Source organism: Arthrobacter sp. KBS0702 (assembly GCF_005937985.2).
In the GTDB taxonomy this organism is placed as follows: domain Bacteria; phylum Actinomycetota; class Actinomycetes; order Actinomycetales; family Micrococcaceae; genus Arthrobacter.
In genome coordinates this window covers 789,739-815,544 of record NZ_CP042172.1, presented here as the reverse complement: position 1 = coordinate 815,544, position 25,806 = coordinate 789,739, and the positions used below count along the sequence as shown (strand labels likewise).

Here is a 25,806-nt window from a genome sequence, read left to right as displayed (position 1 = left end):
CCGGCGCAAGGGTCCCCGAAGCTTATGTGGCCATTATGAACCGGTTTGGACCCGCGGAAAATGGGTTACCGGTACACCCAAAGCATCCCCGGAGTGCCGGCCGCGGCCCGGCGGACCCGCCGTCTGCCGGCGGCATCGGCGTCGAAATCCTGCCAGTGTTACTCGGCGTCGGAGGGTTCCGTCGACGGGACGGCCGCCCCGGGCGCGGGTTCGCGGCCGGTCACCGTTTTGATGATGGTCCAGCCGACGGCGGTGATCGGAACTGCCAGCAGGGCCCCGATGACACCGGCGAGCATGGTCCCGGCGGCCAGGGCCAGCAGGATGGCGAGGCCGTGGATGGACAGCACCTTGCCCATCAGGACCGGCTGCAGGAAGTGGTGTTCGAGCTGGTTCACGCCAATGACGACCGCGAGCACGATGAGGGCCGAAACCGGGCCGTTGGAGATCAGTGCCACGGCGACGGCCAGCGTCCCGGCGGCGGTGGAGCCGACAATCGGGATGAATCCGCCGATGAAGACGAAGACGCCGAGCGGCAGGGCGAGCGGGACACCCAGGATGGCGAGGGCAACCCCGACGATGAGCCCGTTGGAGGCCGCGACGAGCGCGGTACCGCGGACATAGCCGCCCAGGACGACGGCGGACCGGTCCGCGGCGAGGTGTGCGGTGGCGCGGTGGGCGGCGGGCAGGAAGCCGATGAGGAAGTCACGGATCTTGGCCCCGTCTTTGAGCAGGAAGAACAAGGTGACAGCCATCAGGATCATGGCCACCAGGATTTCCCCGACGGTCCGCGCCCCGGTGAGCGCCTCGGAGCCGAAGGAACTGGAGGTGAAGAACTTCTGCACGGATTCGCGTGTTGTGTTGATCTGCTCGTCGCTGACCGGGATGGGGCCGGTGTTCAGGAAGGTATGCAACTGGTCGACGCCGGCCACGGCCTTTTGGCTCAGCTCCTTCCACTGGCTGCGGACCAGGAACACGATGCCCGTGACGATGCCGCCGAACACCGCAACGATCGCAAGGAACGAGGCAGCGACGGCCAGGGCGCGTGGGAAACCGTGGCCCGCGAGCCACCGGACCAGGGGCGCGATCGCCGCAGCGAGGATCACGGCGATGGTGGCGGGAATGATGACCAGCGGGACCCGGGTGAGGGTCCACAGGACGGCCCAGGCGAAGGCGGCCACGGCAAGGACCTGGAGGGACCGGATGCTGGCGCGGCCAAGGCCGTCGGTCCAGATCGCCGGCAGTCCGGCGCGGGTATCAGGCATGGGTTGTCCTCTTTCGCTTGGCGCTGCGGGGCGGTCGCCGCCGCACCGCGATCAGCCCTCCGATCATATGTGCGCGGAGCTTGGATGGCCGGGTCCACGGCAGCTCGGGGCACAATGGAACCATGCCCCTGACAACTTTTGCGCTCGTCCGCCATGGCCAGACCGACTGGAACGCGCAGCGCCGGCTGCAGGGATCCACCGACATTCCGCTGAACGACGTCGGCCGCGGCCAGGCGCGCGACGCCGTCGCCGTCCTGTCCGGCTACGAATGGGACGCGATCGTCTCCTCGCCGCTGAGCCGCGCCGCGGAAACCGCCGAGGTGATCGCCGCCGGGCTGGGGCTCAGCGTGACCCGGCTTGTTCCGGAGCTTACCGAGCGCTCCTTCGGCCCGGCCGAGGGTTTGCAGGACGGTCCGGAGCTGGACGCCCTGCGCATCCCCGGCGGCTTCCGCGGCGCCGAAACCGAGGACGACGCCGCTGACCGCGGACTGGGCGCGCTGGAGGCGCTAGCGGAGGAGTTCCATGGCGGCCACGTCCTCGTGGTGGCGCACGGCTCGCTGCTCCGGGTCACCTTGAGCCGTATGGCCGGCCAGCCCCTGCAGCGGGTCGACAACGCCGCGCTCAACCTGGCCCACCACCACGCCGTCGACGGCTGGCAGCTCGAGTGCTTCAACGGCGAACGGCTGACGGCGGACGCCAGCGTCTGACCCTACGACGGCCAGCAGGTTTACTTCGACCTGCCTGTGAAGGGTCCCTAGCCTGTGTTGCCCGGCATCTTCGTTGGTGTTGACAGCGGCCGCGAAGGCGCCAAAGTACGCCGCTCTTGATTTGCATCGCAGCGCCCGCTAACAACTTTGCTGCTGCGGTTGAGCGCAAGCGTGATCGAGCTCTGGGGTCTCTATCGTGACGACACATTTCCACCTGCTGGCCGGCCACAACTGAACGCTGGCACACTCCCAAGAACAACTTAGGAGCCATTCTCCAGTGCCCCATTTAAATGTCGCATACTGCGCGTAACATTTCGCTTTGCGGGTATCTTCACCCGCGGCGCTATTGGGGGAAGCGAAGATGCCTGAACTGTTGTCCGGAGCTACGGAACGCTTCTGCGGCCCATGTTCCAGAACGGTCTCCCTCAATGTGCGTCCATCACCGCACCCACTCCGCACGCATCACATCGCACGTCGGTCAGGTGTCCTATGAAAGGACTCTCATGAGCCAATACCCCAACCTCGCCCCCTATCCGCCGGTCGCCGGCTACGGAAAGGCGCAGCAGAGCAACAAATCATTCCTCGTGACATGGCTGCTTTCCCTCCTCCTCGGTGTTCTCGGCGTAGACCGTTTCTACCTGGGCAAGGTCGGAACCGGCATCCTCAAGCTTGTCACGATCGGCGGTCTGGGCATCTGGGCCCTGATCGACCTCATCCTGGTGCTGGCAAACAAGACCCGCGACAAGCAGGGGCTTCCGCTGGAGGGTTACGACAAGCACAAGAAGATTGCCCTGATCGTCACCGCCGTTTTCATCCTCCTGAGTATCGTCGTGAACTCCGCGCGCGCCGCATCCTCCCCAGTGTCTGCCTCGTCCGTTTCCACTACGAAAAACTCCGCGGCCACCGCGGCTGCTGTCCCTGTCGAAACCGCCACACTGGACCCCGCCGCAGCAAAGGCAAAGGCCGATGCTGACGCCAAGGCCAAGGCAGACGCTGACGCGGCGGCCGCCAAGGCCAAAGCGGACGCGGACGCTAAGGCCAAGGCGGACGCTGATGCCGCGGCCGCTGCTGCCAAAGCCAAGGCAGAAGCCGATGCAGCGGCCAAGGCAAAGGCTGAGGCTGAAGCCGCTGCCAAGAAGGGGACGGTTAGCCAGCAGAACGCTCTGCGGAAAGCTGGCAGCTACCTCAGTTTCGCGGGCTTCTCCCGCACGGGCCTAATCGGGCAGTTGGAGTTCGAGAAGTTCTCAACCGCTGACGCGACGTGGGCTGTGGACCACGTCACGGTCGACTGGAACCAGCAGGCAGCGAAGAAGGGTAAGAGCTACCTGGAAATGACGTCCTTCTCGCACAGTGGGCTGGTAGACCAACTGATCTTCGAGGGTTTCACCCCGGAACAGGCCGAGTACGGCACGAGTCAGAACGGCCTCTAGCGCTTCGACGCTACGGAATCTTGAACAAAAGAAAATGGGAACAATGAAAAAAGAACTAGCCCTGACGGGCTTGCTGTGTCTTGCCTTGTCAGGATGCGCAGGAGCTAATACGCCCAAGGCTGCTCCGGCCATCACCGAGACCGTCACGGTCACGCAGACGGCCACCGCAACGGCTACGGCTACGGCTACCGCTACCGTGCCAGCAGAAGCCGCGGCTCCAGTTAGTGCAGCGCCTGCCGCAGCCGTACCCGCCGCGCCCGCTCCGCCCAAGACGGCCGTAATTCCAGCCGTAGTTCCAGGCATGAACGCTCAGGCACTCGACGACGACCTGACTGCTTTGGGGTTCAAGAACGTTATCTACAACGCCGATACAGGAAAGACTGTCCTCTTGCTGCGCAACTGGACAGTGACCGGGATCGATAACCCGGGGGCCGAGCAGGCCGTCAGCAAAGCCGTTGTCGTTCACGTAACCAAGTAGCCTTTCGGCTGGTGCAGATGGCTGCCCTCAGCGCGGTCTGCACCAGTCGTGGCAAACAACTACTCGGTCTCGCTCCGCCCGGTCACCCGCTCCCCCACCAGCCCCGCGAAGAACGCGGCGAGCTCCGCCGTCGCCGTCAGCGGCAGCACGGTGGCAACATACTGGTCGGGTCGCACCACCACGATGACGCCGCCGCGGTCCAGGCCGCGCTGCTCAAAAATGTCCGCCCGCGGATCCGCGGCATAGACCTTCTCCAGGTAGTTCAGCTGGAACGGGCCCACCTGCGGCTTGAACACGGCCGGTACAGCGCTGATGTCCACGCTGGTGTGGTCCTGCTGGTAGATGACTTTGACGTCGAACCACGCATCACGGTCCAGGCCCTCAGGGGTGGCGGCCAGCGGCGAGTCCGGCGCGGTTGCCAGCCAGTCGGCCAGTTCCGTGGTGGGCGACGGTGCGCCGGCCGCCGCGCCGTCCGCGAAGACGTAGATCCGCCACCGGCCGTCCGCCGTGGCCTGGTGGCCGAGGTGCAGCGGATTGGTGTCGCAGACCCGAACCACGGGCGCGGACTTGAAACGCTTCCCGATGGGGAACCCGGTGGCCAGCTCCTGGTGCGTGGCCTCGCCGATCAGCATGGACGGGGCGTACTGGGTCATAAAGCCGGCGGGGAATTCGGCCGTGCTGACGTAGAAGTCCTCCAGCTGGGAGGGGCTGTCGAATTCCTCCGGCTTCTTGGCCATCAGCGTCGACCATTCCTTGTCGAAGTCGATGAGGTTCTTTGCGACAACCTGCCGCTCGGCCGAGTAGGTGGCCAGCAGGCTCTCCGGGCTGCGGCCCTCCAGCACGTGCCCGAGCTTCCAGCCGATGTTGAAGCCGTCCTGCATGGAGACGTTCATGCCCTGCCCGGCCTTGGCGCTGTGGGTGTGGCAGGCGTCGCCGGTGATGAACACCCGCGGGGTGCGGGTGCCGCGCTGCTCCGGGCGGACGTCGTCGAACCGGTCGGTGAGACGGTGGCCCACCTCGTAAACGCTGTGCCAGGCGACGTTGCGCACGTCGAGAGTGTAGGGGTGGACGATGGCGTTGGCCTTGGCGATGATCTGCTCGATGCTGGTGCTGCGCACCGCGCCGGCGTCGGTCTCCGGGACCACACCCAGGTCCACGTACATCCGGAAGAGGTGGCCGCCCTCGCGCGGGATGAGCAGGATGCTGCCGCCCGCGCCGGACGTGATGGCGCACTTGGTGCGGATGTCCGGGAAGTCGGTGTTGGCGAGCACGTCCATCACGCCCCAGGCGTGGTTGGCCTTGTCGCCGGCCATGGTGCAGCCGATCGAATCCCGCACCTTGCTCCGGGCGCCATCCGCGCCCACGACGTATTTGGCCCGGACGGTGCGTTCCTGGCCGGCGTCGGGGCCGGACGTGTGCTCCAGCGTCACGGTGACCGGGTACTCCCCCTCGCCGACTTCCAGGGCCTTGAATTCGTAGCCGTAGTCCGGCGTCATCCGGGTGGGGGCGTTGGCCATGACCTCGGCGAAGTAGTCCAGGACACGGGCCTGGTTGACGATCAGGTGCGGGAATTCGCTGATTCCGGCGGGGTCGTCCAGGGTGCGGGCGGCGCGGACGATGCGTGAGGGGTTTTTGGGGTCCGGCTTCCAGAACGCCATCTCGGTGATGCGGTACGCCTCGGCGATGATCCGCTCGGCGAAGCCAAAGGCCTGGAACGTCTCCACGCTCCGGGCTTGGATGCCGTCCGCCTGGCCGATGGCGAGCCGGCCGGGCCGGCGCTCCACGATGCGCGTCGTGACGTCGGGGAACTGGGAGAGCTGGGCAGCCGCGACCATGCCGGCGGGGCCGGTGCCCACAATGAGGACGTCGACGACGTCGGGGAGTTCGGCGGGCCGGTCAAGGCCGACGCCGGCGGCCGGCTGGACCCGCGGGTCCCCGGATACGTAACCGTGGTGGTGGAAATGCACGGGCTGTCCTCACTTCTTTGTAGGGCTGGCTGCCGCCGCGATGTTCGATAATAGAACTTCCTGTTCTATTATCGAACCACTGCTTTGACTATAGGCGTCCCATGAGGGTGCGGGCAACTTTTCTGTGGTTCCGCTCACACTGGACCCGGCCCTTCCACCGAGTCAAGGCATCAAGGGCGTGGAGGGAGGCGAGGAGCCGGCCTATGCCGTCCTGTGCTCCCGCCACAGCAGCGACACGAGGAACACCACCGCGCCGAGGCCCAGCATGACAAACACCATCAGCCCCCAGTTCGCCTGGGTCACACCGGTGCCGTAGAAGATGCCGATCAGCACGGTCGCCGTGATCGCGCCGAGGTAGCGGCAGGTCTGGAAGATCCCGGCCGCCACTCCGCGCTCCTCCAGCCGGGTGGACAGGTACATCCCCTGGCTCGAGGCGATACTGACCACGCAGTACGGCACGCCCAGCAGCGCCGTCATCGCCAGCACCAGCGGGGCGGCCAGCGAGGCGGTCAGCAGCCACATGGTGCCCGACGCCGCGATCAGCAGTACGACGCCGGCGATCAGCACCCGCCGCACGCCGAACCGGTCGATGGCGCGGACCGCGAAGGGTGTCCCGACCACGGAGATGGCGGCGAGCGGCAGCATCAGCAGGCCCACGATGCCCGGGTCGTACCCGCCGGCCGTCTGCAGCAGCTGCGGCAGGCCGAAGAACGCGAAGTAGTAAACGCCGTTGAACAGCGCGAAGCCGAGATACACCAGCAGCAGCGGCCGGTTGGTCCCCAGCAGCCGCAGGTCCAGGAACGGCGGGCTAAAACGCAGCTCCCGCACGGTGAACAACACGGCGAGCAGCAGCCCGCCGCCCAGCAGCCACCACCGGTAGTCCGGCAAGACGTTGAGCAGCGCCATCATCACCAGCACCAGCGCGCCGATGAACGCACCGATGCCCGGCAGGTCCGAGTCCCGCAGCAGTTCCGCCACCCGTCCACGTTCCCGCTTGACGTCCGCCGGGGCGAACCGCCGGACCACAAAGATCGCCACCAGCGCGAGCGGCACGTTGATCAGGAACAGCGCCTCCCAGCCCACCAGGCTCACCAGCAGGCCGCCGACCACGGGCCCGACGGCGGCCGCCGAGGTGTTCGCCATCTGGATCCGGCCCAGCGGCCTGGTGGATCTGACGTTCGCCTGCCGCGCCAGCGCCGCCACCATCACCACGGCGCTGGGATACGCCGTCGCGGTTCCGAGGGCCATAAATGCGCGCGCCACGCAGAGCAGCGCGAAGTTCGGCGCGAAAGGGGCCAGGGCACAGGTCACCGCCACGAGTGCCATGCCCAGCAGGAACAGCCGGCGCGGGCCGAACCGGTCCGCCAGCCGTCCCATCAGCGGCTGGCCGGCCGCAGAGGTGAGATAGAAGGACGTGACCACCCAGGTGACAGTGGCGACGTCGAGCGCGAAATCCGCGCGCAAGACCACCAGCGCGACGGCGATCATTGAGGAGTTCAGCGGGTTCAGCGCCGTGCCGAGGCTGAGTCCTGCAATGGCGACGCCGGTCCGGGAAGAGTTGCTCACGGCAACAGTCTGTCCTACGGCGGCGGCCGGAATCGAACCCACGGGCCGTCCCGGGCGGGTTGGCGCGTCACACAGTGCAGGCTTTCGCGCCCGCTTCTGCCTCAGTTATTGACCGGCGCCCGCTTCGCCACCGTCATCAGGATGGCCGAATCCTCTTCCGCCATCAGGCTGTGCAGGCCGTCCGGGACAATCAGCAGGTCGCCGGTCTTCCCCTGCCACGATTCATTTCCGGCCTGCAGCCGGACACAGCCCCGGAGCACAAACACGGTCGCCTCCCCCGGATTCTGGTGCTCGCTCAACTGGGTCCCCGCCTTGAACGCCATCACGGTCTGGCGGAGAACCTTCTCGTGGCCGCCGTAGACGGTGTCGGCGGCCCGCCCGCTACCGGCCGCGAGCGCCGCGGTGACCTGCTGACGTGCCAGCGCTTCGATCGATATCTTCTGCATGCGCGCCACCCTACCTACCGCCAAGACCCCTGCCGAGGGCCATTTGTCCCGACCGGCCGGCCGACGCGTTTCTTGTAACCCCCGCCTGGCCTACCCTGAAGGCAGCGGCCGGAACCGGCCGCCTGAGCCCACGGAATCGCAAAGGGAGCCGCCGTATGCGCCACGCCGGCCCGGCCGAGGAAACGCCGGACTCCCCAGTTCCTGACTCCCCAGCGCCCGACGACGCCCTGCGTGCCCTCGCCGCCGTCGCCTTCGGGCTGCCCGAACTCCGCGACGGTCAGCTCGCCGGGATGGCTGCCCTCGCCGCGGGACGGGACGTCCTCGCGGTGATGCCCACCGGCTACGGGAAGTCGGCCCTCTACCAGGTCCCCGCCCTGCTCCTGCACCGCCAGCTGAAGCGGCCCACCGTCGTCGTTTCCCCGCTGATCTCCCTGCAGGAGGACCAGCTGGACGGGCTGGCGGGCGCGCTCGGCCAGGACCACGCCGTCGCCGTCAATTCCTCGCACAGCCCCGCAGAGCAGGAGCGGGCCTGGCAGGCCGCAGAGCGCGGCGACGCCGTGTTCCTGTTCCTTGCCCCGGAACAGCTGGCGAAACCCAGCACAGTGGACCGGATCGCCGCCCTCAACATCGCCTTGTTCGTGGTGGACGAGGCGCACTGCGTCTCCACCTGGGGCCACGACTTCCGGCCCGACTACCTCCGGCTCGGCGAGGTCCGCGAACGGCTAGGCCATCCGACGACGGCGGCCCTCACCGCCACCGCCGCTCCCCCGGTCCGCGAGGAAATCCTGGACCGCCTGAAGCTGACGGATCCCCTGGTCCTGGTCCGCGGCTTCGACCGCCCCAACATCAGCCTCGACGTCGTCCGGCACCACGAGGACAAGGAGAAGCGCCGCGCGGTGGTGCGCCAGGTGGCCGCGCTGGCCGGCGAACTGAACGGCCCAGGCCTGATCTACGCCGCCAAGCGCAAGGACACCGAGAAATACGCCGCGAAGCTGACGCAGAAGGGACTGCGGGCTGCCGCGTACCACGCGGGCCGAACGCCGGCGGAACGCGAAGAGGTCCACCGGCAGTTCCTCGCCGGCGGACTCGACGCCGTGCTGGCCACCACCGCGTTCGGCATGGGGATCGACAAGCCGGATGTCCGGTTCGTGCTGCACGCAGACATCCCGGAGTCGCTGGACAGCTACTACCAGCAGATCGGCCGGGCCGGACGCGACGGCCTGCCCGCCCAGGCAGTGCTGCACTACCGGTCCGAGGACCTGGGCCTGCGCCGCTACTTCGCCACCCACCGGCCGGACGAGCCCGGGCTGCTGGCCGTCCTCGCCGTCCTGCGCCACGCCGGTGGCACCATGGCGCCGGCTGCGCTGGCCGCGGCCACGGGTTACCCGCCGCGCCGGCTCACCGGCCTGCTGAACCAGCTGCAGGACACCGGCGGCGTCACCGCGGCGGACGGCGGGATGCGCCTGGAGCCCGGCGCCGATCCCGCGCAACTGGTGGAACGCGCCGTCGCCCTCGCCGCGGCACGGGAACGGGTGGACAAGTCCCGCATCGCCATGATGCGCAGCTATGCCGAGACGCACCGCTGCCGGCGCCAGTTCCTGCTGGGCTATTTCGGCGAGGACCTCCCCGCCCCGTGCGGGAACTGCGACAACTGCGCGGACGGCTCGGCGGGAAGCGGAGCGGCGGACCGTCCGGCCGACGACGCCGGCGCCCCTGCCGGTGCGTCCTCCGCCGACGCCGAGGCGTTCCCGCTGAACTCCGCGGTGGAGCACGCGCTCTGGGGCCCGGGCCTGGTGATGCGGCACGACGACGGGCTGATCACAGTACTGTTCGAGCGGGAGGGCTATAAAACCCTGTCCCCGAAGGCGGTGCTGGCGAGCGGCCTGCTCACCTCGCGGCCAACGGTTTGAGCCGCGCTCAGTAGACCACCCGGAAGTTGCTGAACGCCCCGGTGGCGGGGGTGATCCTTTCGTCCACGTGGTCCACCCGCCCGGGCGCTTCCGGCGAGCGCAGCCAGCTCCGGAACTGCAGCACCACCGCCTGCGGGCCCTCCACAACGACGGCGACCGTGCCGTCGTTGTTGTTCCGGACGGTGCCGCGCAACGACAGCTCCTCGGCCTTGCGTACCGTCCAGTACCGGAAGCCCACGGCCTGCACCATGCCCTCAACCCGGGCCGTGAGCCGCACCGCCGTGCCGGTGTCCGCCGCGCCGGAACCATCAGGGAATTCAGCCATGCCTCCAATGTAGTCCCGGTCCGGCACTGCCCACATCCGGGACTTTCGCCCCTTTCAAGGCCGTCCCGGCCCAAGGAGTGTGGAGTGAGACCTCCGGCACTGTGCGTACTGCGGACACCCCGCGTCGCCCGCCGGAACGCCTGAAAGGAAAAGACAATGGCAGGACAATTCGAGATCTTCACCGACGCAGAATCGAACGTCCGGTTCCGACTGCTGGGGGCGGACGGCACAGTGCTCGCTGTCTCAAAAGCCTTCGAGGACAAGCGTTCCGCGGCGGACGGCATCATGGCGGTGCGTGAGTGCGCCGGCACCGGTTTGATCCGGGAAACGCATTCCACCCCCTGGGGCGGCACCACCTGGACCAAGAGCAGCCAGGCGCAGCACCGCCCCACGCTCCGGCGGCGGCACCTCCCTGCCGTGTAAGCATCGTTTGAGGCTCCCGCCCGGTTGGACCAGTGGTCCGGCCGGGCGGCGTCGTTAGCCCGCGGCGTTCGCCGGCCGCAGCGAGGTGATCATGGTCCGGAGTTGCCGGTACTCCGCCGTGTCTTTGTACAGCTTCGCCTTCTCCAGGTACGGCAGTGCGGCATCGCCCGGAGTGGCATTGTTCGCCGGGTCGTAGCTCGCGCCGAAGAGCGCCCCGCTGGGCGGCCACAGGAACAGGTGGAACATCGGGCAGGCCAGCGCCCCGGCCTCCTCCGGCATCATCGTGATCCCGTACCCGGCCGTGGTGGTCTGGGTGGGGCCCGGGTCGGTGCCGTCACCGCGGGACTCGAAGACATAGCGCGGCGCAGCCCGGTCCGCGGTGCCCGGTTCCATCAGGGCCTGGAGCGGCTGGGAATCGTAGACCTGGTAGGGATACTGCCCTCCGCATTCCGCGCCGGTGACGATGTTGGTGCGCAGCTGGGCCATCGGCTTCCCGTCCGCGTTGGTGACATCAACGAACGCCCCGCCCAGCTTGCCGCCCGGGTCCCGGGCGGTCCAGTCCGGCGGGTAGTCGAAGGACAGCCCGTCCGAGGTCGTGAAGGTCTGCCAGCCCGACGGCGTCACGGTCGATGGCGTCACCGAGCCCGGAGCCGGGGTGCTGGCGGCCGGAATGCCCGCGGTCGGTGATCCGGGCGCCGTCGTACCTTCCGGCGAGGCTGCCGGGACGCCGCAGCCGCCCAGCAGCACGACCAATCCGAGGGCGGCGGCCACCACCCGGGCCCGCATCACCTGAAGCTACTTTCCTGCCGGCCGCAGGGACATGATCATCTGTTTGGCCCATTGGTACTCGGTGGTGTCCTTGTACGCCTCGGGACTGTCCACATGCATGGGGCCGCCCGGCGTGGTGTCGAACGGGTCATAGACGCCGCCAAACGTGGCGCCGCTGGGTGGCCAGTTGAAGAAGTGCGTCATGGGGCAGGCCTCGGTGCCGGTGGGTTCCGGCTCTGAGGTCAGGCCGTAGGCAAACATGGTCGCTTTCGCGGGGTCGCTCGCCGCCCTGTCGGTCCGGGCCTCGAACACGAAGCGCGGGGCCGTCCCGTTCTGGGCCAGGGCCGGCACCGGGGCCGTGTCATATTGCATGAACGGCATTTTGTCCGTGCACTGCGCCCCCGTGACCACCCCGGTGCGCAGGGAGGCAATCGTCTTGCCGTAGTCGGTGAGCACATCCACGGCCGCGCCGCTGGCCCCCGGGGCGGCATCATTGATGGTCCACTTCTCCGGGTAATTGAAGGTCAGCGTGCCATCCCCGGTGGTAAACGATTTCCAGCCCGCCGGGGCGGTGGACGCCGGAGCGGTGGACGCCGGAGACTGTGACGCGGCGGTCGGCGAGGCGCTCGCCGACGTCGGCGACGCTGAAGACGTTACTGACGGGGTCGGTGCCGGGGACGAACCGGTGGCGGGGGCCGCGGCGGGCGACCCGCATCCGGCCAGCAAGACCACGGCGAAGCATGCGGCAGAACCTACAGTGGCCAATGATGCGGTGCGACGCATGTCACCCTCCCCCGGAGATGCAAGTGGTTGCACAATTCTCGGGGTTTCCGCCGCGGAATACAGGGCCGTAGGTCCCTAATCGGCCGCCGGTTGCGCGCGATCCGGCCCCGCGGCGCCGGCGTGACCAGACCCACCTTGACTTTCCACCGATTTCAGTTGATTCGCGAAGCTTGCTAGACCTTAAAAGATGCAAGACTTCTTATCTTCGGCCATGCCCTTCCTCGCCGTGGCCCTGGCCGTGGCCGCCGGGCTCGTAGCCTCGTGGCTGGTGCGCCGAGTGGTCCTCCGGCTCAACCGCAAGCAGGAGGCCCTCAGGGAGACCTCGCGGGAGGCGCGTCTTCCGTTGCGCTTCGCACTCTGCCTGATCGGCGTACGGATCGCGCTGGCCACGACCACCGCCGACGCGGAGTGGCGCCGCAACGTGGACCATGGTCTGGTGATCGCGCTGATCGGATCCGTGGCGTGGCTGGCGATTGCAGTCCTGCTGGTCATCGAAACCATCATCCTGACGCGCTACCGGGTGGATGTGGCGGACAACCGGCGTGCCCGGCGGCTCCGCACCCAGGTGATCATGGCCCGGCGGATCGGCGTGGCGCTGATCGCCATCGTGGCGCTGGGCAGCATTATGCTGACGTTCCCCGCCATCCAGGCCCTCGGCGCCGGGCTGTTGGCCTCCGCCGGGGTGATCTCGATTGTGGCCGGCCTGGCCGCGCAGACCTCACTGGTCAACGTCTTCGCCGGCCTCCAGCTCGCGTTCACTGATGCCATCCGGGTGGACGACGTCGTGGTGGTCCAGAAGGAGTGGGGGCGGATCGAGGAGATCACCCTGACCTACGTGGTGGTCCACATCTGGGACGACCGCCGGCTGATCCTGCCCTCCACCTACTTCACCACCACCCCCTTCGAGAACTGGACGAGGCGTCAGTCCGAGGTGATGGGCACGGTGGAGTTCGACCTCGACTGGCGCGCCCCGGTGGAAGCCATGCGGGCCGAGCTGAAGCGGGTCCTGGCCACCACCGATCTCTGGGACGAACGTGTGGGCATCCTGCAGATCACCGACGCCACGGCGGGCTTTGTCCGGGTCCGCATCCTGGTCAGCGCCGGGGATAGCGCCTCGCTCTTTGACCTGCGCTGCTTGATCCGCGAAGAGCTGGTGCTGTTCCTGCAGCAGGAATTCCCGACGGCGTTGCCGCACGTCCGGCTCGAATCGCTGCCTTCCGCCGCAGCCTCCACGCAGCCTGCAGCCAAGCGTCCGGGAAAACTCGCCGCGTCCGAGGGGACCGCATCGCGGCTTCCGTCCGATCCGCACGATTCCCAGCTGTTCACCGGCTCGGTCGAGGCCGTGCAACGCTCCCGCGCGTTCTCCGGCCCCGGCGAGGACGTCTTCGAGGACCGGGACAAGTCGGTGGCGGCGCAGAACTAGGCCCGCTCTTCCCGCCAGTCTTCCCTCTCCGTCTTCCCTCTCGGGTGTCGCGGGTCGATAATCGGTGCCATGACCATCCCGCCGCCACGCGAGCCCGATCCTTTCCCGCCCGAACCCGGGCCGACGTCACCGGAGCCGCAGCCGGGCGATCCGTTCCCGCCGGACCCGGGGCCCACACCGCCGCCGCCGATCCCCGCGCCGGGGCCGAGTCCGACGCCGGGCCCGGCGCCCACGCCTGGCCCGCTGCCGATCCCGGATCCCGGACCGGTCCCGCCGCCGCCCGTTCCGCCCAGCCCGGACCCCACACGGTTCTAGCCGGCGTTAACCTTCGGTGACGCCGTGCAGGAACCGGCGCACCTCGGCGTTGAAGGCTTCCGGTGCCTCGAGCGCCGCCATGTGCCCGGCGTCGGGGATGATGACGAGCTTCGAGCCGGGGATCTGCCGGTGCATCTCGCGCGCCACGCTCTGTGGCGCGCGCACGTCCTCGGCACCGTACAGGAGCAGCGTTGGCACCACGATGGTCGGCAGGAGATCGCGGTAGTCGGCATGGGCGCTCGCGTTCAACAGGGCCCGCATTCCCGACGGATGAAAGTCCGCCATGATGGCGCTGGTTTCTTGCACAACCGCAGGAGCTGCCCGGTCGGTGAAGAGCGTTGGCAGCCACTCGGGGATGAATTGTTCCGGCGGCCGCTCGAGTTCGGCCAGCACCTGGGCATAGCGGCGCTCCACTTCCTCGGGCGGCAGGGATCCCGCCCAGCCGGCGTAGGCCGAAACCAGCAGCAGCGACGCGGGGACGGACCGGTGTGCCCGGTAGAGTTCCAGGGCGATGCCGGAGCCCATGGAGAACCCAAGGAGGTGCGGCTTGCCCGGTACCGCTTCCCGGAGGAACCCGGCCAGGGCTTCGCCCAAGTCCCTTGCGGTGAAGCCAGGAGGCGGATCGTCAGAGCCGCCGCACCCCGGGGCGTCCCAGGCCAAGACCGTGAAGGCATCGGATAGCGCGTCGAACTGGCGTCTCCAGATGCGGCTATCTTCGTAAGCGCCGTGCAGCAGGACCAGCGGCGGCCCCACGCCCGAACGCCGGTACCGGATTCGCAGACCCGCAACCTCGACGGTGTCCATGACGCAATGTTAGGTCGATTCGCACCCCCTCCGGCAGGTTCAGGATGCGCAAATACGCCCTCGACGCGAGAAAGAGCCCGCGACACCCGAATTCGGGGTGTCGCGGGCTCTTTTGCGCGTCTGCAGGACGATTTCCTGTTGATGCCTAGCCGAAGACGATGTCCCGGGTGCGGTGGTCGTACCGGATGACCAGCATGCCGCCGCGGTGGTGCACCTCGTGGTTGGCGCCGTCGAAGACCCCGAAGGCACCGTAGTTCTCGTCCCAGGAGCGGTTGATCGCGATCTTGAAGCTGTACGAACCGGCCGGCAGGTCCGCAGCGAGCTTCCAGAGCTGGTCTACCTCGTCCAGCTGCATCTGGGACTCGTCGTACTGCGGCGCCCAGTTTGCGGGTGCGCCCAGCAGGACGTTGAAATCACCGGCGACGGCAACCGCTGCCGGCTGTTCGATGGCGGGTGCCGCGGCCTGCGTCTCGGCGGCCGTTTCTGCGGGCGCCTCGTCTGTTGCCTTGCGCTTCCGGACCGCCTTGGCGACCGGGGCGACGGCTTCTTCTACCAGCTTGGTCGCCGTGTCGGCCACCTTCTCTGCGACCTTTTCCGCAACCTTGACGGCCTTTGGCGCAGTCTTCGGTGCAGTCTTGCGCGCCGGCTTTCCGGCCGGGGCGGACGGCAGCGGGGTGTCGGCCGGAACCGGGGTGCCGGCGTCGAGCGCTGCAGTGAAAGCAGCGGGATCCGCGAAGGCGACCGTGGCGCGCTGGCCGTCCTCGGTGATCGTCCAGCCCGAGCGGCCCTTGACCAGCCAGCCGGCCTTGACCAGCTTGGCCGTGGCGCTGGTGAGTGCCTTGTGGCCGCGGGGGATGCCGCCGCTGAGCAGTTCGCGCTCGTGGTCGTTCAGCGGCACCCGCGCGATCGCCTCGCCCAGCACGACGCCGGCGTTCAGCTTCTCGCCCGACCACACCCCCTCGGTCAGGACGTCCAGCACAGCCTTAAGCCGAAGGTTCGTGTTTTCCGCAGCGTTCGCGCCCATGGGTCTCCTTTAGCAGCAATTGATCCACCTGCATTTTGCCAAGCTTCGCCGGGTTCCGCGACCGGACGAGGTTAACTCTGTGTGTCATGACCCACTGTGACGGGCCGGAGTGCCGCTGTGCGGCTAGATCCGGGGGATCAGGACCGGGGTGTTCTTTTTGTACGCCTCGTAGTCGGCCTGGCCGCCCCACTTAGTGTCGGCCTTTTTTTCGAGATGCGGTACCCCGCTGACCTTGGTGATCAGCAGGGCGACAAACACCGGGGAGATGAGGGCAACCCACTGCCAGCCCTGCAGTGTAGGCAAGGCAATGATCGCGACGCCGACCCAGAGCAGGATTTCGCCAAAGTAATTCGGGTGCCGGGACTTCGCCCACAACCCTGTCGAAATGAACTTCCCTTTGTTGGCGGGATCGGCGCTGAAGCGGGACTTCTGGGAGTCAGCAAGAACCTCGCAGCCGAAGCCCGCCACCCACACGAGGAGGCCGGCTACAGCGAAGCCGTCCAACGCGACCCGGTTCGCGGACGTCATGGCCACCCACGCGGCGGCCGCGGTAAAGGCAATCCAGATGCCCTGCATGGTCCACACGCTGAGGAAGCGGACAAAGGACGGTTTGATCTCATCAAAACGGTCGTCCTTGCCGGCCCGGCTGATCCGACGGAACAGGAACGTACCCAGCCGGGCCGCCCAGACCAGCACCAAACCCGCGAGCAGCAATCCCCGAGCATCGATCCCCGGGGTCACGAGCACCAGCAGCAGGGTGACAGCAATGTAGCTCAGGGAGCCGGTGAGGTCGAAAAACTTCTCCGTCTGCGCCAGATACGCCGGAACGAACGCCAGCCACTGGATCAGGAAGGCGGCCCCGACGGCCAGTGCGAAGACCGGGATCCCGCCCGCAACGGCGCCACCTTGGCTGCCGGCGGCCGCCAACAGCGCCCCAATCACAACGACCACTGGGATGGCGGCGAGGGCCTTGCGCTCCGCGTCTTTCATCAGGATGTTCCTTTCACAGGCATCGCCAACCTCTGGCGCGGGTGGCGGGGCTTCTCCGCCACCATCAGTATTGATCACTAACCGAGAAACGCAGCCCTGACTGGCCGGCGCCTATACTTCGGGGACGCCCGCACCCTGCCGACACGAGGAGCCACCATGACCGGTCCCACCAAGAAGTGGCTGCTCGCCTACGCGGTGGCCGGCATCATCTTCGCCGGCATCGACGCGCTCTGGATCAGCACCGTAGCGAACAACCTGTACCGCAGCCAGATCGGCCACCTGCTCCCGGCCAGCTTCAACGTCCTGGGCGCTGTCCTGTTCTACCTCGTCTACGTCGTGGGCATCGTGCACTACGGCATCAGGCCCAACGATCCCAAAGCCACGCTCACGAGCCGGGTGGCCGGGGCGGCCCTGTTCGGCTTCTTCACCTACGCCACCTGGGCCCTGACAGCATTCGCCATCCTCAAGGACTTCCCTGCAGTGGTGGCCGTGACGGACATCGCCTGGGGAGCCGCGGTCTGCAGCGTCGTCACCGCGCTCACGGCTCTGCTGATGCGGCTGGGCAAACCCGTTGCCCGCGGCAAGCAAGCTGACTAGAGTGGGTTGATCGCCGCCGCCCTTCGCGGACGCCGCGCGGCACTCCATCCCCCTCTGTTCAGGAGATTCCCATGGAAACACGCACCCTCGGCTCGCTCACCGTCTCCGCCCTCGGGCTCGGCTGCATGGGCATGAGCGAGTTCTACGGCCAAGGCGACGAGCGGGAGTCCGTCGCCACCATCCAGGCCTTCCTCGACGCCGGCGGAACCCTGCTGGACACCGCCGACATGTACGGCCCGTTCACCAATGAAAAGCTCGTGGGCGGTGCCATCGCCGGCCGCCGCGACGACGTCGTGCTGGCCACCAAGTTCGGCAACGAACGCCGCGAGGACGGCTCGTGGGTGGGCATCAACGGCAAGCCCGAGTACGTCCGCGCGGCGTGCGACGCGAGCCTGCAGCGCCTGGGCGTCGACCACATCGACCTGTACTACCAGCACCGGGTGGACAAGACCGTGCCGATCGAGGAGACCGTAGGCGCCATGGCCGAGCTGGTCCAGGCCGGCAAGGTCAAGCACCTTGGCCTCTCCGAGGCCAGCGCCGACACGGTGCGCCGTGCACACGCCGTGCACCCCATCACCGCCCTGCAGACCGAATACTCTCTGTGGGAGCGCGAGCCGGAGACCAAGATTTTCCCGGTCCTGGCCGAACTCGGCATCGGCTTCGTCCCCTACAGCCCGCTGGGCCGCGGCTTCCTCACCGGCCAGCTGCGCAGCGAGGAGGACTTCTCGGCGGACGACTTCCGGCGCCACTCGCCGCGTTTCCAGGGCGAGAACTTCACCCGGAACCTCGAACTCGTGGACCGGGTCACGGAACTCGCCACCGAGAAGGGCTGCACCCCGGCGCAGCTGGCCCTCGCCTGGCTGCTGGCCCAGGGCGAGCACATCGTGCCGATCCCCGGGACCAAGAAGCGCGAACGGCTGCGCGAGAACCTGGGCGCCGTCGACGTCGAACTCTCCGCGGACGACCTGGCCCGGCTCGATGAGCTGGCTCCGGCCGGCGTCGCAGCGGGCGCGCGCTACCCGCACATGGACAGCATCGACGTCTAAGCGCCCGGTTGCCCTATCACTTATGGTTCCTATTCGCCCGTCTTAGCAGCCATAAGTGATAGGGCAACTGCGGGGTTAGCGTCCGGAGGCGGCCAGTTCGGCCAGCAGTTCCGTCTTGCGTTCCTCGCTGGCGAAGGAGGACCGGATGGAGTTGGCTGCGAGGCGCACACAGTCGAACTCGGAGAGCCCAATCACGGACTTGAGCTGGGCGAAGTTGTCGTCCACGTACCCGCCGAAGTAGGCCGGGTCGTCCGAGTTCACGCTCACGTTGAGCCCCGCCGCCAGCATGCCCGGCAGCGGGTGCTCGGCCAACGTGTCCACGGCGCGGAGCCGGACGTTGGAGAGCGGGCAGACGGTCAGCGGCATCAGCTCGTGGACCAGGCGTTCCACCAGCTCGGGGTCCTCCATGCAGCGGATTCCGTGGTCGATCCGCTCCACTTCCAGCAGGTCCAGCGCCTCGATGATGTACGACGGCGGGCCCTCCTCGCCGGCGTGCGCGATCCGCCGCAGCCCGGCGTCCTTGGCCCGGGCGAAGAGCCGCTCGAACTTCGACGGCGGGTTGCCCACCTCGGCCGAGTCGAGCCCGATGCCAGCGATCGGTGCGTCCATGGCGAGGAGCTGCTCCAGCACGGCGAGCGCCGATTCCTCGGACTGGTCGCGCAGGAACGCGGCAATCAGCAGGGTGGACATGCCGAACTCCTGCTGCGAGCTGGCCAGCACCGAGGCCACACCGTTCACGCAGGTCTCCAGCGACACCCCGCGGGACAGGTGCGCCTGCGGGTCGAGCATGATCTCGGCATGCCGAACCCCCGCTGCCGCGGCGCGGGCCAGGTACGCGCGGGTCATGTCGGCGAAGTCCTGCTCGGTCTGCAGCACGGCCATGTTGGCGTAGTACAAATCCAGGAACGACTGCAGGTCCGTGAACTCGTACCGGACGCGCAGCTCCTCTAGGTCCGCGTAGGGCAGCGTGATTCCGTTGCGTTCCGCGAGCGCGAAGATCAGCTCCGGCTCCAGCGTGCCCTCGATGTGCAGGTGCAGCTCCGCGACCGGCAGCGCCGCGTGGACCCCTTCGGGGATTTCGGCGAATTCGGGGACCCCTTCAGTCTGTGGCCCAGCCTCCTGCTCTGCCTCCTGATCTGCCTGCGGCGCCTGGGCGCCGCCGTCGTAAGTTTCCATTCGGTAAGGATATGCCTGCCGGGAGCAATATGCCGCCGGGGGCAAGGGCGGATAGAGTCGAACAGATGCATAGTAATCAGCAGGCTTCCGATCTTGCCGGCCTGGCGCCGGACCACCCCACGGATGGCTTCGTCCGGGTCCGCGGCGCCCGGGAGAACAACCTGCGCAACGTGGACGTGGACGTGCCCCGCGACGCGATCGTCGCCTTCACCGGCGTCTCCGGTTCCGGCAAGTCCTCGCTGGCCTTCGGCACCATCTACGCCGAGGCCCAGCGCCGCTACTTCGAATCCGTCGCGCCCTACGCCCGGCGGCTGATCCAACAAGGCCATAATCCCAAGGTGGAGCTGATCACCGGGCTGCCGCCCGCCGTCGCGCTGCAGCAGCGCCGCGGCACCCCCAGCTCCCGCTCCACCGTGGGCACGGTCACCACGCTGTCCAACTCGCTGCGGATGCTTTTCTCCCGCGCCGGCAGCTACCCCGACGGCGCCGCGCCGCTGGACTCGGACGCCTTCTCCCCCAACACCGCCGCCGGCGCCTGCCCGGAGTGCCACGGCCTGGGCATCGCGCACACGGTCACCGAAACCTCGCTGGTCCCGGATACCTCACTGAGCATCCGCGACGGCGCGATCGCCGCCTGGCCTGGCGCGTGGCAGGGCAAGAACCTTCGCGACATCCTCACCCACCTGGGATACGACGTCGACACCCCCTGGCGGAAGCTGCCCAAAAAGGACCGCGACTGGATCCTCTTCACCGAGGAGCAACCCGTGGTGGAGGTGACGCCGCAGCGCGACCGGGTGGCCAAGCCGTACAAGGGCCGGTTTTGGAGTGCCCGCAGCTACGTCCTGCACACCCTCGCGGACTCGAAGAGCACCACCATGCGCGAGAAGGTGCTGCGCTTTATGGAAACTGGCCCGTGTCCGCGCTGCGGCGGCAGCGGGCTCCGGCCCGAGGCCCTTGCCGTGACGTTCGCGGGCAAGACCATCGCCGAACTCAACGCCGTGCCGATGACCGAACTCGCTGCGATCATCCGCCCGACCACCGAGCTCACTTCTGCGGGGACCGCGTCCCGCAAGCAGTCCTCGGGCGAGGCCAATGAGGTGGCCGTCGCCATCACCCGCGACCTGCTGCAGCGAGTCACCGTGCTGCTGGATTTGGGCCTGGGCTACCTGGCGCTGGGCCGCTCCACGCCCACGCTCTCCCCCGGCGAAATGCAGCGCCTGCGGATCGCCACCCAGCTGCGCTCGGGGCTCTTCGGTGTGATCTACGTGCTGGACGAGCCTTCCGCGGGGTTGCACCCGGCCGACGCCGAACCCCTCCTCGCGGTCCTGGACCAGCTGAAATCTTCCGGCAACTCCGTGTTTGTCGTGGAGCACAACATGGACGTGGTGCGCCGCGCCGACTGGCTGGTGGACGTTGGCCCGCGCGCCGGCGAGGGTGGCGGCGAGGTCCTCTACAGCGGCCCGGTGGCCGGCCTCGCACAGGTGGAAGCCTCCGTCACCCGGCCGTACCTGTTCCCGGATGCTGCCGGCAAGAAGGATGCGGCCGGCAAGAAGTCGGACGACGGCGGCCCGCCCGCCCGCCGCTCCAAGGCCCGCCGGGAGGCGGCCGGGTGGCTCGAGCTGCGCGACATCAGCCGCCACAACCTGCAAAACCTCGACGCCGATTTCCCGCTCGGCGTGCTGACCGCCGTCACCGGCGTCTCGGGCTCCGGCAAGTCGACGCTCGTCAGCCAGGTCCTCGCCGAGGTGGCCGGCACGTGGCTGCACCCCGACGCGGATGCCGCGGCGGCGACGGAGGACCTTGCCGAAGACGCCGGGGAGCCCAGCGCCCCGCTGACCGTCGGCCCCGTGACCGGGCTGGAGCAGATCGACCGGCTGGTGAAGGTGGACCAGAAACCGATCGGCCGGACCCCACGCTCCAACCTCGCCACGTACACCGGGCTGTTCGACGCCGTCCGCAAGGAATTCGCGGCCACGGACGAGGCTAAGGCCCGGGGCTTCGGCGCCGGACGCTTCTCCTTCAACGTGGCCGGCGGGCGCTGCGAAACCTGCCAGGGCGAGGGCTTTGTGGCCGTCGAGCTGCTCTTCCTGCCCGGCAGCTACGGCCCGTGCCCGGAATGCCACGGCTCGCGCTACAACCCGGAAACCCTCGAGGTCACCTATCGCGGCAAGAACATCGCGGAAGTGTTGGGCATGACCGTCAACGCGGCCGTGGAGTTCCTGACCGACGTCCCCGCCGCCGCGCGGGCCTTGCAGACGCTGCGGGAAGTCGGTCTGGGCTACCTCCGGCTGGGCCAGCCCGCCACCGAGCTCTCCGGCGGCGAGGCCCAGCGCATCAAGCTCGCCACCGAACTGCAGCGTACCCAGCGCGGCCACTCGCTCTACCTGCTGGACGAGCCCACCACCGGGCTGCACCCGGCCGACGTCGAACTCCTGATGGCGCAGCTGCACCGCCTCGTCGACGCCGGGAACACGGTGGTTGTGGTGGAACACGAGATGGACGTGGTGGCCGCCGCCGACTGGGTGATCGACCTGGGACCCGCCGGGGGCGACGCCGGCGGCAAGATCATCGCCGTCGGTGAGCCAGCCGTCGTCGCGCGCTCCAAAAAAAGCAGGACCGCCCCGTATCTCGGGGCGGTCCTGAAGGGCTGAAGCCGGAACGCGTCAGACGGTTTTGGGCAGTTCGCGGATGATGCGGACCTTCCACGCGGCGTCGTCGCTGGTGTCCAGCAGGGCCACGGTGCCCTGGGCGAGGTGCAGGGCGACGCGCTTGGCGGCGAGGAGTTCCAGGTAGAGCTGTTCGTTCATCCGGGCCGGGGTGTCGATGACGTACTTCACCGCGTCGCGGACCTTGCGGTAGTTGGCGCTGCGTTCGCGGTGCAGGTGCAGCTCGAGCAGCCGGCGCTGGCGCAGCCGCGGTTCGTGCCGGTTGAGCCAGGACACGGCCGCGTGGACGGCCACCACGACGGCGAGCGAGATCGCATAGATTTCCCAGCCGCTGGAGAGCAGGAAGAGCGGCAGGTTAGCGATGGCGACGAGGGCGATGAGGAGCCGGAACGCGAGCAGGCGGCGCATGGTCAGGGCGACCGAGGCGAGGGCGGCGCGGAATCCGTGCTGTTCCTTGCGGGCCTCGGCCGGGTCAAGGGTGAATTCCTCAAGGACCAGGATTCCGTTGGCTTCCGGGCCGAGCATTTGTCCGTACTTTGGCGCAAAGGGCGCCGTTGATTTAGGGGTCATGGCGGGTCTTCCGTGCGGCTGGGGTGGTTGCCGTAAATGATAGATCCCCGGTCTGGGAACTGTCTGTACGTATCCGCGATGTGAACACGCTCACCTGGGACGCCCAGCAATTGGTGATGTGGCCCTGTGGCCCCAAACTGGAGAGATGCAGACTTTCCTCCCCTTCCCCGATTTCCAGCAGAGCGCAGCGGCCCTTGATCCCGCGCGGCTCGGCAAGCAGCGCGTCGAAGCGCTGCAAATGCTGCGCGCGCTGGTGATTCCCGAGTACGGCTGGCAGTCCCACCCGGCTGTCCGGATGTGGATGGGCCACGTGCCGGCGCTGACGATGTACGGCCTGGCCATGGTGGACGAGTGGACCGCCCGCGGCGGCGAAGACACCACCCGCGACAAGATCATGGAGTTCGCGCCGCAGGCGGCCCACCCGGACTACGCCGCCAAGATCCCTATGCCGTACTGGCTGGGGAACCCGGACTTCCACCTCAGCCACCGCTCCCGGCTGCTGGCCAAGGACCCGAAGTTCTACACCGAGGTGTTCCCGGGCACGGACCCGGACCTGGAGTACGTCTGGCCCGAGCCCAAGCACGAACTGCTGCCGGAAGACCCCGCCGGCGACCGCATGTGGGTCCTCCGCCTGCCGCTGGGCGACACCGACCCGCAACGCCTGGCCACCATCAGCCTGCCGCCGGTCCGCGGCTCCGCCGCTCCCGCCGCCGGCGATGACGACTACGAGTTCGTCTACGCGGACAATGGGTCGCGCCGGCCGGACAAGAACGCCCGCAAGCGCCCGGCCAAGCCGCTCGTGAAGAAGCCCACCCGCAAGCGCCAGGCGCAGGAGGAGGCCTTCACCACCCTGCCGGGGAAGTCCGTGGTGGCCATCCCGTTCGACGGCGGCCAGTCCTTCGCCGTCGGTGAGGTCCAGGGCCGTCCGATCACGGTCGACGGCGTGTTTGCACGCAACTTCCAGGTCAACGAGATCGTTGCGCGCCGGGACTTCGACTACCCGGCACTCCTGCAGGATCCGCGGGTCTTCTTCCCCATCGCTGCGCGGTAGCCGGGGCGGGCGCCTCCCCGGCTCGATGGTTCCGTCCGCCGTCGACGTTTCCAAACGTCGAGCCCGAACGAAACCCGCGAGCGGGGCGCCACTGCCCACCGCACCCCCTCCGGCGGCTACTTCCCAAACTCTGGGCAAGCGACCCTCTTTGGCATAGGGTGACAGCCACCGCCTCACCACTCCGGTGCGACGGTGCCACGCCAGAGCTACTTGGGGGAAGTCATGGCCGCAGGAGACGGAGCTGCCGAACAGTCTCGCCTAGCCGCAGAACGCGTCACGCGACTGCGCCGGGAGTTGGAACGCGCGGAGCGCAATGTCCACGCCTGGGCTGCGGGCGCGGCCGGCGAAGCAATGGTTGCCGAGAAATTGCTGGCGCTCGAACCCTACGGCTGGCTGGCCCTTCACGACGTTCACTGGCCGGGACGGCCGAAAGCCAACCTGGACCACGTTCTCGTCGGCCCTGGCGGAATCGTGATTGTGGATGCCAAACACTGGAGTGGTGAGGTCCGCCTCTGGGAGGGCAACCTCCGGCAAAACGGATACAGCAGGGACCCTGAAATTGAAGGTGTACTCCAGCAAGCCTCGGCCGTTGCGGCGCTTCTGGAGCCGAACCACCGGCGACTTGTTCAAGGGTGGATCTGCCTGGTAGGCCAACCGGAGCTCCGCGGCACGACAACCAGCCGCATAAGGATCGAGGGTCTGAACACGCTTACCCGGGCCATCGCCAGCCTGCCCGCCGTTCTGGATCCGGCGTTGGTTCCCACGATCCATGGTCATTTGCAACAACTACTCGGTGGAACCACCAGTCCCCGGCTCCTCACCACGGCGCAGTTCACCGCCGGACAGATCCAACGGGGAGATGCTGCCTCTGAGACCCTTCGGCAATGGCGGTCGCGGCCTGCCCCGGCCGCCAAAAGCCGCAGAACCCGCGGCCGGAAGAAGCGGCCGAGCTGCGTCCTGGCGCTAGTGCAGATTGTCTTCTTGATAGTCGTGGCGTCCATGTTGATCAACGTTTTCTCCAGTTACCGGCCGGCGGTTCCGTCGTCTCCCCGGCCCTCCCCTGCTATCACCCAGACAGTGCCGGCTCGTTAGCGGTTTCCCCGCTCGCCACGCTGTGTCCCGTTTGCTGGCAGACTGGCGGGTATGACTGTACTGCTGGCCGGTTGCGGCGACTTGGGAACCGAGGCCGGCCTGCGCTTTGCCGCGGCCGGCCACCGCGTGGTGGGCTGGCGACGCTCGCCGGAGAAGCTGCCGCCGGCCATCGAGGGCGCCGCGGCTGACCTGAGCCGCGGCGAACTGCCGCCGGTCCCGGCGGACACCACCGCCGTCGTCGTCGCCATTGCGGCTGATTCCCCCACCGAGGAGGCGTACCGGGCCGCCTACGTGGACGGCCTGGCGCACGTGCTCGACGCCGTGGCGTCCTCCGGGGCACCGGTCCGCCGGGTGCTGTTCGTTTCCTCCACCGCGGTGTACGGTGACGCCGACGGCGGCTGGGTGGACGAGACAACGACGCCGAATCCCGGCGGATTCTCCGGCCGCATCATCCGCGAGGCCGAGGAACTGCTCTACAGCCGCCTGCGCGGCACAGGCGTGGCGCCTGTGGTGTTGCGTCTGGGCGGCATTTACGGGCCGGGCCGGGCCCGGCTGATCGAGCAGGTACGCGGCGGGAGGGCCACCGTCCCGGCGGAGTCCCGCTTTACCAACCGCATCCATCGCGACGATGCCGCCGCCGCGATCGTCCAGCTGTGCACGATGGATGCCGAGCCGGCGCCCTTGTACCTGGGAGTGGATAACGAACCGGCCGAACTTGGTGTGGTGTTGCGCTTCCTCGCCGCCGAACTGGGGCTGCCGGAGCCCGCACCGGCGGAGCCGGCGTCGAGCACCGAGACCGGAGCCGGCGGCGCCTCGGGCGGCGGCGAGCCGTCGCGGGGCGGGAACAAACGGGTCAGCAACGCGCTCCTGCGGGGCATCGGCTTCGAGTTTGAGTATCCGAGCTTCCGCGAGGGCTACCGAGCCATCCTGGCGGGCGTCGGCGTGCGGCATCCCTGACGTACCGACGACCGCAAACCACGAGCAAAA

24 protein-coding genes are annotated in these 25,806 nt (G+C 68.2%); 12 read left to right on the top strand and 12 right to left on the bottom strand.

Annotation, left to right across the window (positions count from 1 at the left end; all coding sequences use genetic code 11):
• Positions 1-158: 158 nt before the first annotated feature.
• Complete coding sequence (locus FFF93_RS03820; protein WP_138770088.1) at positions 159-1,262, bottom strand: AI-2E family transporter; 1,104 nt, start codon at positions 1,260-1,262, stop codon at positions 159-161.
• Positions 1,263-1,384: 122 nt separating this feature from the next.
• On the opposite strand from FFF93_RS03820, the gene FFF93_RS03815 reads away from it, so the two are divergent.
• The 3 genes from FFF93_RS03815 (at position 1,385) to FFF93_RS17020 (ending at position 3,877) form a co-directional block, all read left to right on the top strand.
• On the top strand, positions 1,385-1,969 hold the full coding sequence (locus tag FFF93_RS03815; RefSeq protein ID WP_138770089.1) for a histidine phosphatase family protein: 585 nt from the start codon (positions 1,385-1,387) through the stop codon (positions 1,967-1,969).
• A gap of 503 nt (positions 1,970-2,472) precedes the next feature.
• On the top strand, positions 2,473-3,399 hold the full coding sequence (locus tag FFF93_RS03810; RefSeq protein WP_138770090.1) for an Ltp family lipoprotein: 927 nt from the start codon (positions 2,473-2,475) through the stop codon (positions 3,397-3,399).
• Positions 3,400-3,442: 43 nt separating this feature from the next.
• Complete coding sequence (locus FFF93_RS17020) at positions 3,443-3,877, top strand: hypothetical protein (RefSeq protein WP_222424680.1); 435 nt, start codon at positions 3,443-3,445, stop codon at positions 3,875-3,877.
• Between the two features lie 59 nt (positions 3,878-3,936).
• Here FFF93_RS17020 and FFF93_RS03805 read toward each other — a convergent pair whose 3' ends face one another.
• The 3 genes from FFF93_RS03805 to FFF93_RS03795 form a co-directional block, all read right to left on the bottom strand.
• Positions 3,937-5,844: an FAD-binding monooxygenase gene (locus FFF93_RS03805; protein ID WP_138770091.1), complete on the bottom strand. Its 1,908-nt coding sequence runs from the start codon at positions 5,842-5,844 to the stop codon at positions 3,937-3,939.
• A 201-nt stretch (positions 5,845-6,045) separates the two neighbouring features.
• Positions 6,046-7,410 (bottom strand): MFS transporter, encoded by a 1,365-nt coding sequence (locus tag FFF93_RS03800; protein ID WP_138770092.1) that lies wholly within the window; start codon positions 7,408-7,410, stop codon positions 6,046-6,048.
• Positions 7,411-7,511: 101 nt separating this feature from the next.
• Positions 7,512-7,856, bottom strand: coding sequence for a cupin domain-containing protein (locus FFF93_RS03795; RefSeq protein ID WP_138770093.1), 345 nt, complete (start codon positions 7,854-7,856; stop codon positions 7,512-7,514).
• 155 nt (positions 7,857-8,011) lie between these two features.
• Between FFF93_RS03795 and FFF93_RS03790 the strand changes: the two genes are divergently transcribed.
• On the top strand, positions 8,012-9,766 hold the full coding sequence (locus FFF93_RS03790; RefSeq protein ID WP_138770094.1) for an ATP-dependent DNA helicase RecQ: 1,755 nt from the start codon (positions 8,012-8,014) through the stop codon (positions 9,764-9,766).
• 7 nt (positions 9,767-9,773) lie between these two features.
• Here FFF93_RS03790 and FFF93_RS03785 read toward each other — a convergent pair whose 3' ends face one another.
• Complete coding sequence (locus tag FFF93_RS03785) at positions 9,774-10,091, bottom strand: acylphosphatase (RefSeq protein WP_138770095.1); 318 nt, start codon at positions 10,089-10,091, stop codon at positions 9,774-9,776.
• A gap of 156 nt (positions 10,092-10,247) precedes the next feature.
• Between FFF93_RS03785 and FFF93_RS17190 the strand changes: the two genes are divergently transcribed.
• Complete coding sequence (locus tag FFF93_RS17190) at positions 10,248-10,514, top strand: YegP family protein (protein ID WP_138770096.1); 267 nt, start codon at positions 10,248-10,250, stop codon at positions 10,512-10,514.
• 54 nt (positions 10,515-10,568) lie between these two features.
• Here FFF93_RS17190 and FFF93_RS03775 read toward each other — a convergent pair whose 3' ends face one another.
• Positions 10,569-11,300, bottom strand: a complete 732-nt coding sequence (locus FFF93_RS03775; protein WP_138770564.1) for a hypothetical protein — start codon at positions 11,298-11,300, stop codon at positions 10,569-10,571.
• Positions 11,301-11,309: 9 nt separating this feature from the next.
• The gene (locus FFF93_RS03770; RefSeq protein ID WP_138770097.1) at positions 11,310-12,065 is read right to left on the bottom strand and encodes a hypothetical protein; all 756 of its coding nucleotides are present in this window, start codon (positions 12,063-12,065) and stop codon (positions 11,310-11,312) included.
• A gap of 211 nt (positions 12,066-12,276) precedes the next feature.
• On the opposite strand from FFF93_RS03770, the gene FFF93_RS03765 reads away from it, so the two are divergent.
• Positions 12,277-13,488 (top strand): mechanosensitive ion channel family protein, encoded by a 1,212-nt coding sequence (locus FFF93_RS03765; protein WP_138770098.1) that lies wholly within the window; start codon positions 12,277-12,279, stop codon positions 13,486-13,488.
• A 321-nt stretch (positions 13,489-13,809) separates the two neighbouring features.
• Here the strand turns inward: FFF93_RS03765 and FFF93_RS03755 are convergent, their stop codons facing one another.
• The 3 genes from FFF93_RS03755 to FFF93_RS03745 all read right to left on the bottom strand — a co-directional run bounded on the left by FFF93_RS03755 (position 13,810) and on the right by FFF93_RS03745 (position 16,621).
• Positions 13,810-14,607 carry an alpha/beta fold hydrolase gene (locus tag FFF93_RS03755; protein ID WP_138770099.1) on the bottom strand — a complete coding sequence of 266 codons (798 nt, stop codon included), beginning with the start codon at positions 14,605-14,607 and terminating at the stop codon, positions 13,810-13,812.
• Positions 14,608-14,752: 145 nt separating this feature from the next.
• Positions 14,753-15,631: a glycosidase gene (locus tag FFF93_RS03750; protein WP_138770100.1), complete on the bottom strand. Its 879-nt coding sequence runs from the start codon at positions 15,629-15,631 to the stop codon at positions 14,753-14,755.
• A 123-nt stretch (positions 15,632-15,754) separates the two neighbouring features.
• Positions 15,755-16,621, bottom strand: a complete 867-nt coding sequence (locus FFF93_RS03745; RefSeq protein ID WP_138770101.1) for a DUF1295 domain-containing protein — start codon at positions 16,619-16,621, stop codon at positions 15,755-15,757.
• Positions 16,622-16,777: 156 nt separating this feature from the next.
• Between FFF93_RS03745 and FFF93_RS03740 the strand changes: the two genes are divergently transcribed.
• Entirely contained in the window at positions 16,778-17,218 is a 441-nt protein-coding gene (locus FFF93_RS03740) for a DUF2177 family protein (RefSeq protein WP_138770102.1), read from the top strand.
• Positions 17,219-17,289: 71 nt separating this feature from the next.
• Positions 17,290-18,264, top strand: a complete 975-nt coding sequence (locus FFF93_RS03735; protein ID WP_138770103.1) for an aldo/keto reductase — start codon at positions 17,290-17,292, stop codon at positions 18,262-18,264.
• A 75-nt stretch (positions 18,265-18,339) separates the two neighbouring features.
• Here FFF93_RS03735 and FFF93_RS03730 read toward each other — a convergent pair whose 3' ends face one another.
• Positions 18,340-19,440 carry an adenosine deaminase gene (locus FFF93_RS03730; protein ID WP_261375278.1) on the bottom strand — a complete coding sequence of 367 codons (1,101 nt, stop codon included), beginning with the start codon at positions 19,438-19,440 and terminating at the stop codon, positions 18,340-18,342.
• Between the two features lie 65 nt (positions 19,441-19,505).
• Between FFF93_RS03730 and uvrA the strand changes: the two genes are divergently transcribed.
• Complete coding sequence (gene uvrA, locus FFF93_RS03725) at positions 19,506-22,091, top strand: excinuclease ABC subunit UvrA (protein ID WP_138770104.1); 2,586 nt, start codon at positions 19,506-19,508, stop codon at positions 22,089-22,091.
• Between the two features lie 12 nt (positions 22,092-22,103).
• Here uvrA and FFF93_RS03720 read toward each other — a convergent pair whose 3' ends face one another.
• The gene (locus FFF93_RS03720; protein ID WP_261375277.1) at positions 22,104-22,676 is read right to left on the bottom strand and encodes a hypothetical protein; all 573 of its coding nucleotides are present in this window, start codon (positions 22,674-22,676) and stop codon (positions 22,104-22,106) included.
• Positions 22,677-22,821: 145 nt separating this feature from the next.
• Here FFF93_RS03720 and FFF93_RS03715 point away from each other — a divergent pair, with 145 nt between their 5' ends.
• The 3 genes from FFF93_RS03715 (at position 22,822) to FFF93_RS03705 (ending at position 25,776) form a co-directional block, all read left to right on the top strand.
• Complete coding sequence (locus tag FFF93_RS03715; protein WP_138770105.1) at positions 22,822-23,727, top strand: MSMEG_6728 family protein; 906 nt, start codon at positions 22,822-22,824, stop codon at positions 23,725-23,727.
• Between the two features lie 222 nt (positions 23,728-23,949).
• Entirely contained in the window at positions 23,950-24,819 is an 870-nt protein-coding gene (locus tag FFF93_RS03710) for a nuclease-related domain-containing protein (protein WP_138770106.1), read from the top strand.
• A 51-nt stretch (positions 24,820-24,870) separates the two neighbouring features.
• Positions 24,871-25,776, top strand: a complete 906-nt coding sequence (locus FFF93_RS03705; RefSeq protein ID WP_138770107.1) for an SDR family oxidoreductase — start codon at positions 24,871-24,873, stop codon at positions 25,774-25,776.
• Positions 25,777-25,806: the final 30 nt, after the last annotated feature.

Bases quoted from the DNA above. Each gene is read 5' to 3' on its own strand.
- FFF93_RS03820 (WP_138770088.1), bottom strand. From the start codon at position 1,262: ATGCCTGATACCCGCGCCGGACTGCCGGCGATCTGGACCGACGGCCTT.
- FFF93_RS03815 (WP_138770089.1), top strand. From the start codon at position 1,385: ATGCCCCTGACAACTTTTGCGCTCGTCCGCCATGGCCAGACCGACTGG.
- FFF93_RS03810 (WP_138770090.1), top strand. From the start codon at position 2,473: ATGAGCCAATACCCCAACCTCGCCCCCTATCCGCCGGTCGCCGGCTAC.
- FFF93_RS17020 (WP_222424680.1), top strand. From the start codon at position 3,443: ATGAAAAAAGAACTAGCCCTGACGGGCTTGCTGTGTCTTGCCTTGTCA.
- FFF93_RS03795 (WP_138770093.1), bottom strand. From the start codon at position 7,856: ATGCAGAAGATATCGATCGAAGCGCTGGCACGTCAGCAGGTCACCGCG.
- FFF93_RS03790 (WP_138770094.1), top strand. From the start codon at position 8,012: ATGCGCCACGCCGGCCCGGCCGAGGAAACGCCGGACTCCCCAGTTCCT.
- FFF93_RS03785 (WP_138770095.1), bottom strand. From the start codon at position 10,091: ATGGCTGAATTCCCTGATGGTTCCGGCGCGGCGGACACCGGCACGGCG.
- FFF93_RS17190 (WP_138770096.1), top strand. From the start codon at position 10,248: ATGGCAGGACAATTCGAGATCTTCACCGACGCAGAATCGAACGTCCGG.
- FFF93_RS03775 (WP_138770564.1), bottom strand. From the start codon at position 11,300: ATGCGGGCCCGGGTGGTGGCCGCCGCCCTCGGATTGGTCGTGCTGCTG.
- FFF93_RS03770 (WP_138770097.1), bottom strand. From the start codon at position 12,065: ATGCGTCGCACCGCATCATTGGCCACTGTAGGTTCTGCCGCATGCTTC.
- FFF93_RS03765 (WP_138770098.1), top strand. From the start codon at position 12,277: ATGCCCTTCCTCGCCGTGGCCCTGGCCGTGGCCGCCGGGCTCGTAGCC.
- FFF93_RS03755 (WP_138770099.1), bottom strand. From the start codon at position 14,607: ATGGACACCGTCGAGGTTGCGGGTCTGCGAATCCGGTACCGGCGTTCG.
- FFF93_RS03750 (WP_138770100.1), bottom strand. From the start codon at position 15,631: ATGGGCGCGAACGCTGCGGAAAACACGAACCTTCGGCTTAAGGCTGTG.
- FFF93_RS03745 (WP_138770101.1), bottom strand. From the start codon at position 16,621: ATGAAAGACGCGGAGCGCAAGGCCCTCGCCGCCATCCCAGTGGTCGTT.
- FFF93_RS03740 (WP_138770102.1), top strand. From the start codon at position 16,778: ATGACCGGTCCCACCAAGAAGTGGCTGCTCGCCTACGCGGTGGCCGGC.
- FFF93_RS03735 (WP_138770103.1), top strand. From the start codon at position 17,290: ATGGAAACACGCACCCTCGGCTCGCTCACCGTCTCCGCCCTCGGGCTC.
- FFF93_RS03730 (WP_261375278.1), bottom strand. From the start codon at position 19,440: ATGGAAACTTACGACGGCGGCGCCCAGGCGCCGCAGGCAGATCAGGAG.
- uvrA (WP_138770104.1), top strand. From the start codon at position 19,506: ATGCATAGTAATCAGCAGGCTTCCGATCTTGCCGGCCTGGCGCCGGAC.
- FFF93_RS03720 (WP_261375277.1), bottom strand. From the start codon at position 22,676: ATGACCCCTAAATCAACGGCGCCCTTTGCGCCAAAGTACGGACAAATG.
- FFF93_RS03715 (WP_138770105.1), top strand. From the start codon at position 22,822: ATGCAGACTTTCCTCCCCTTCCCCGATTTCCAGCAGAGCGCAGCGGCC.
- FFF93_RS03710 (WP_138770106.1), top strand. From the start codon at position 23,950: ATGGCCGCAGGAGACGGAGCTGCCGAACAGTCTCGCCTAGCCGCAGAA.
- FFF93_RS03705 (WP_138770107.1), top strand. From the start codon at position 24,871: ATGACTGTACTGCTGGCCGGTTGCGGCGACTTGGGAACCGAGGCCGGC.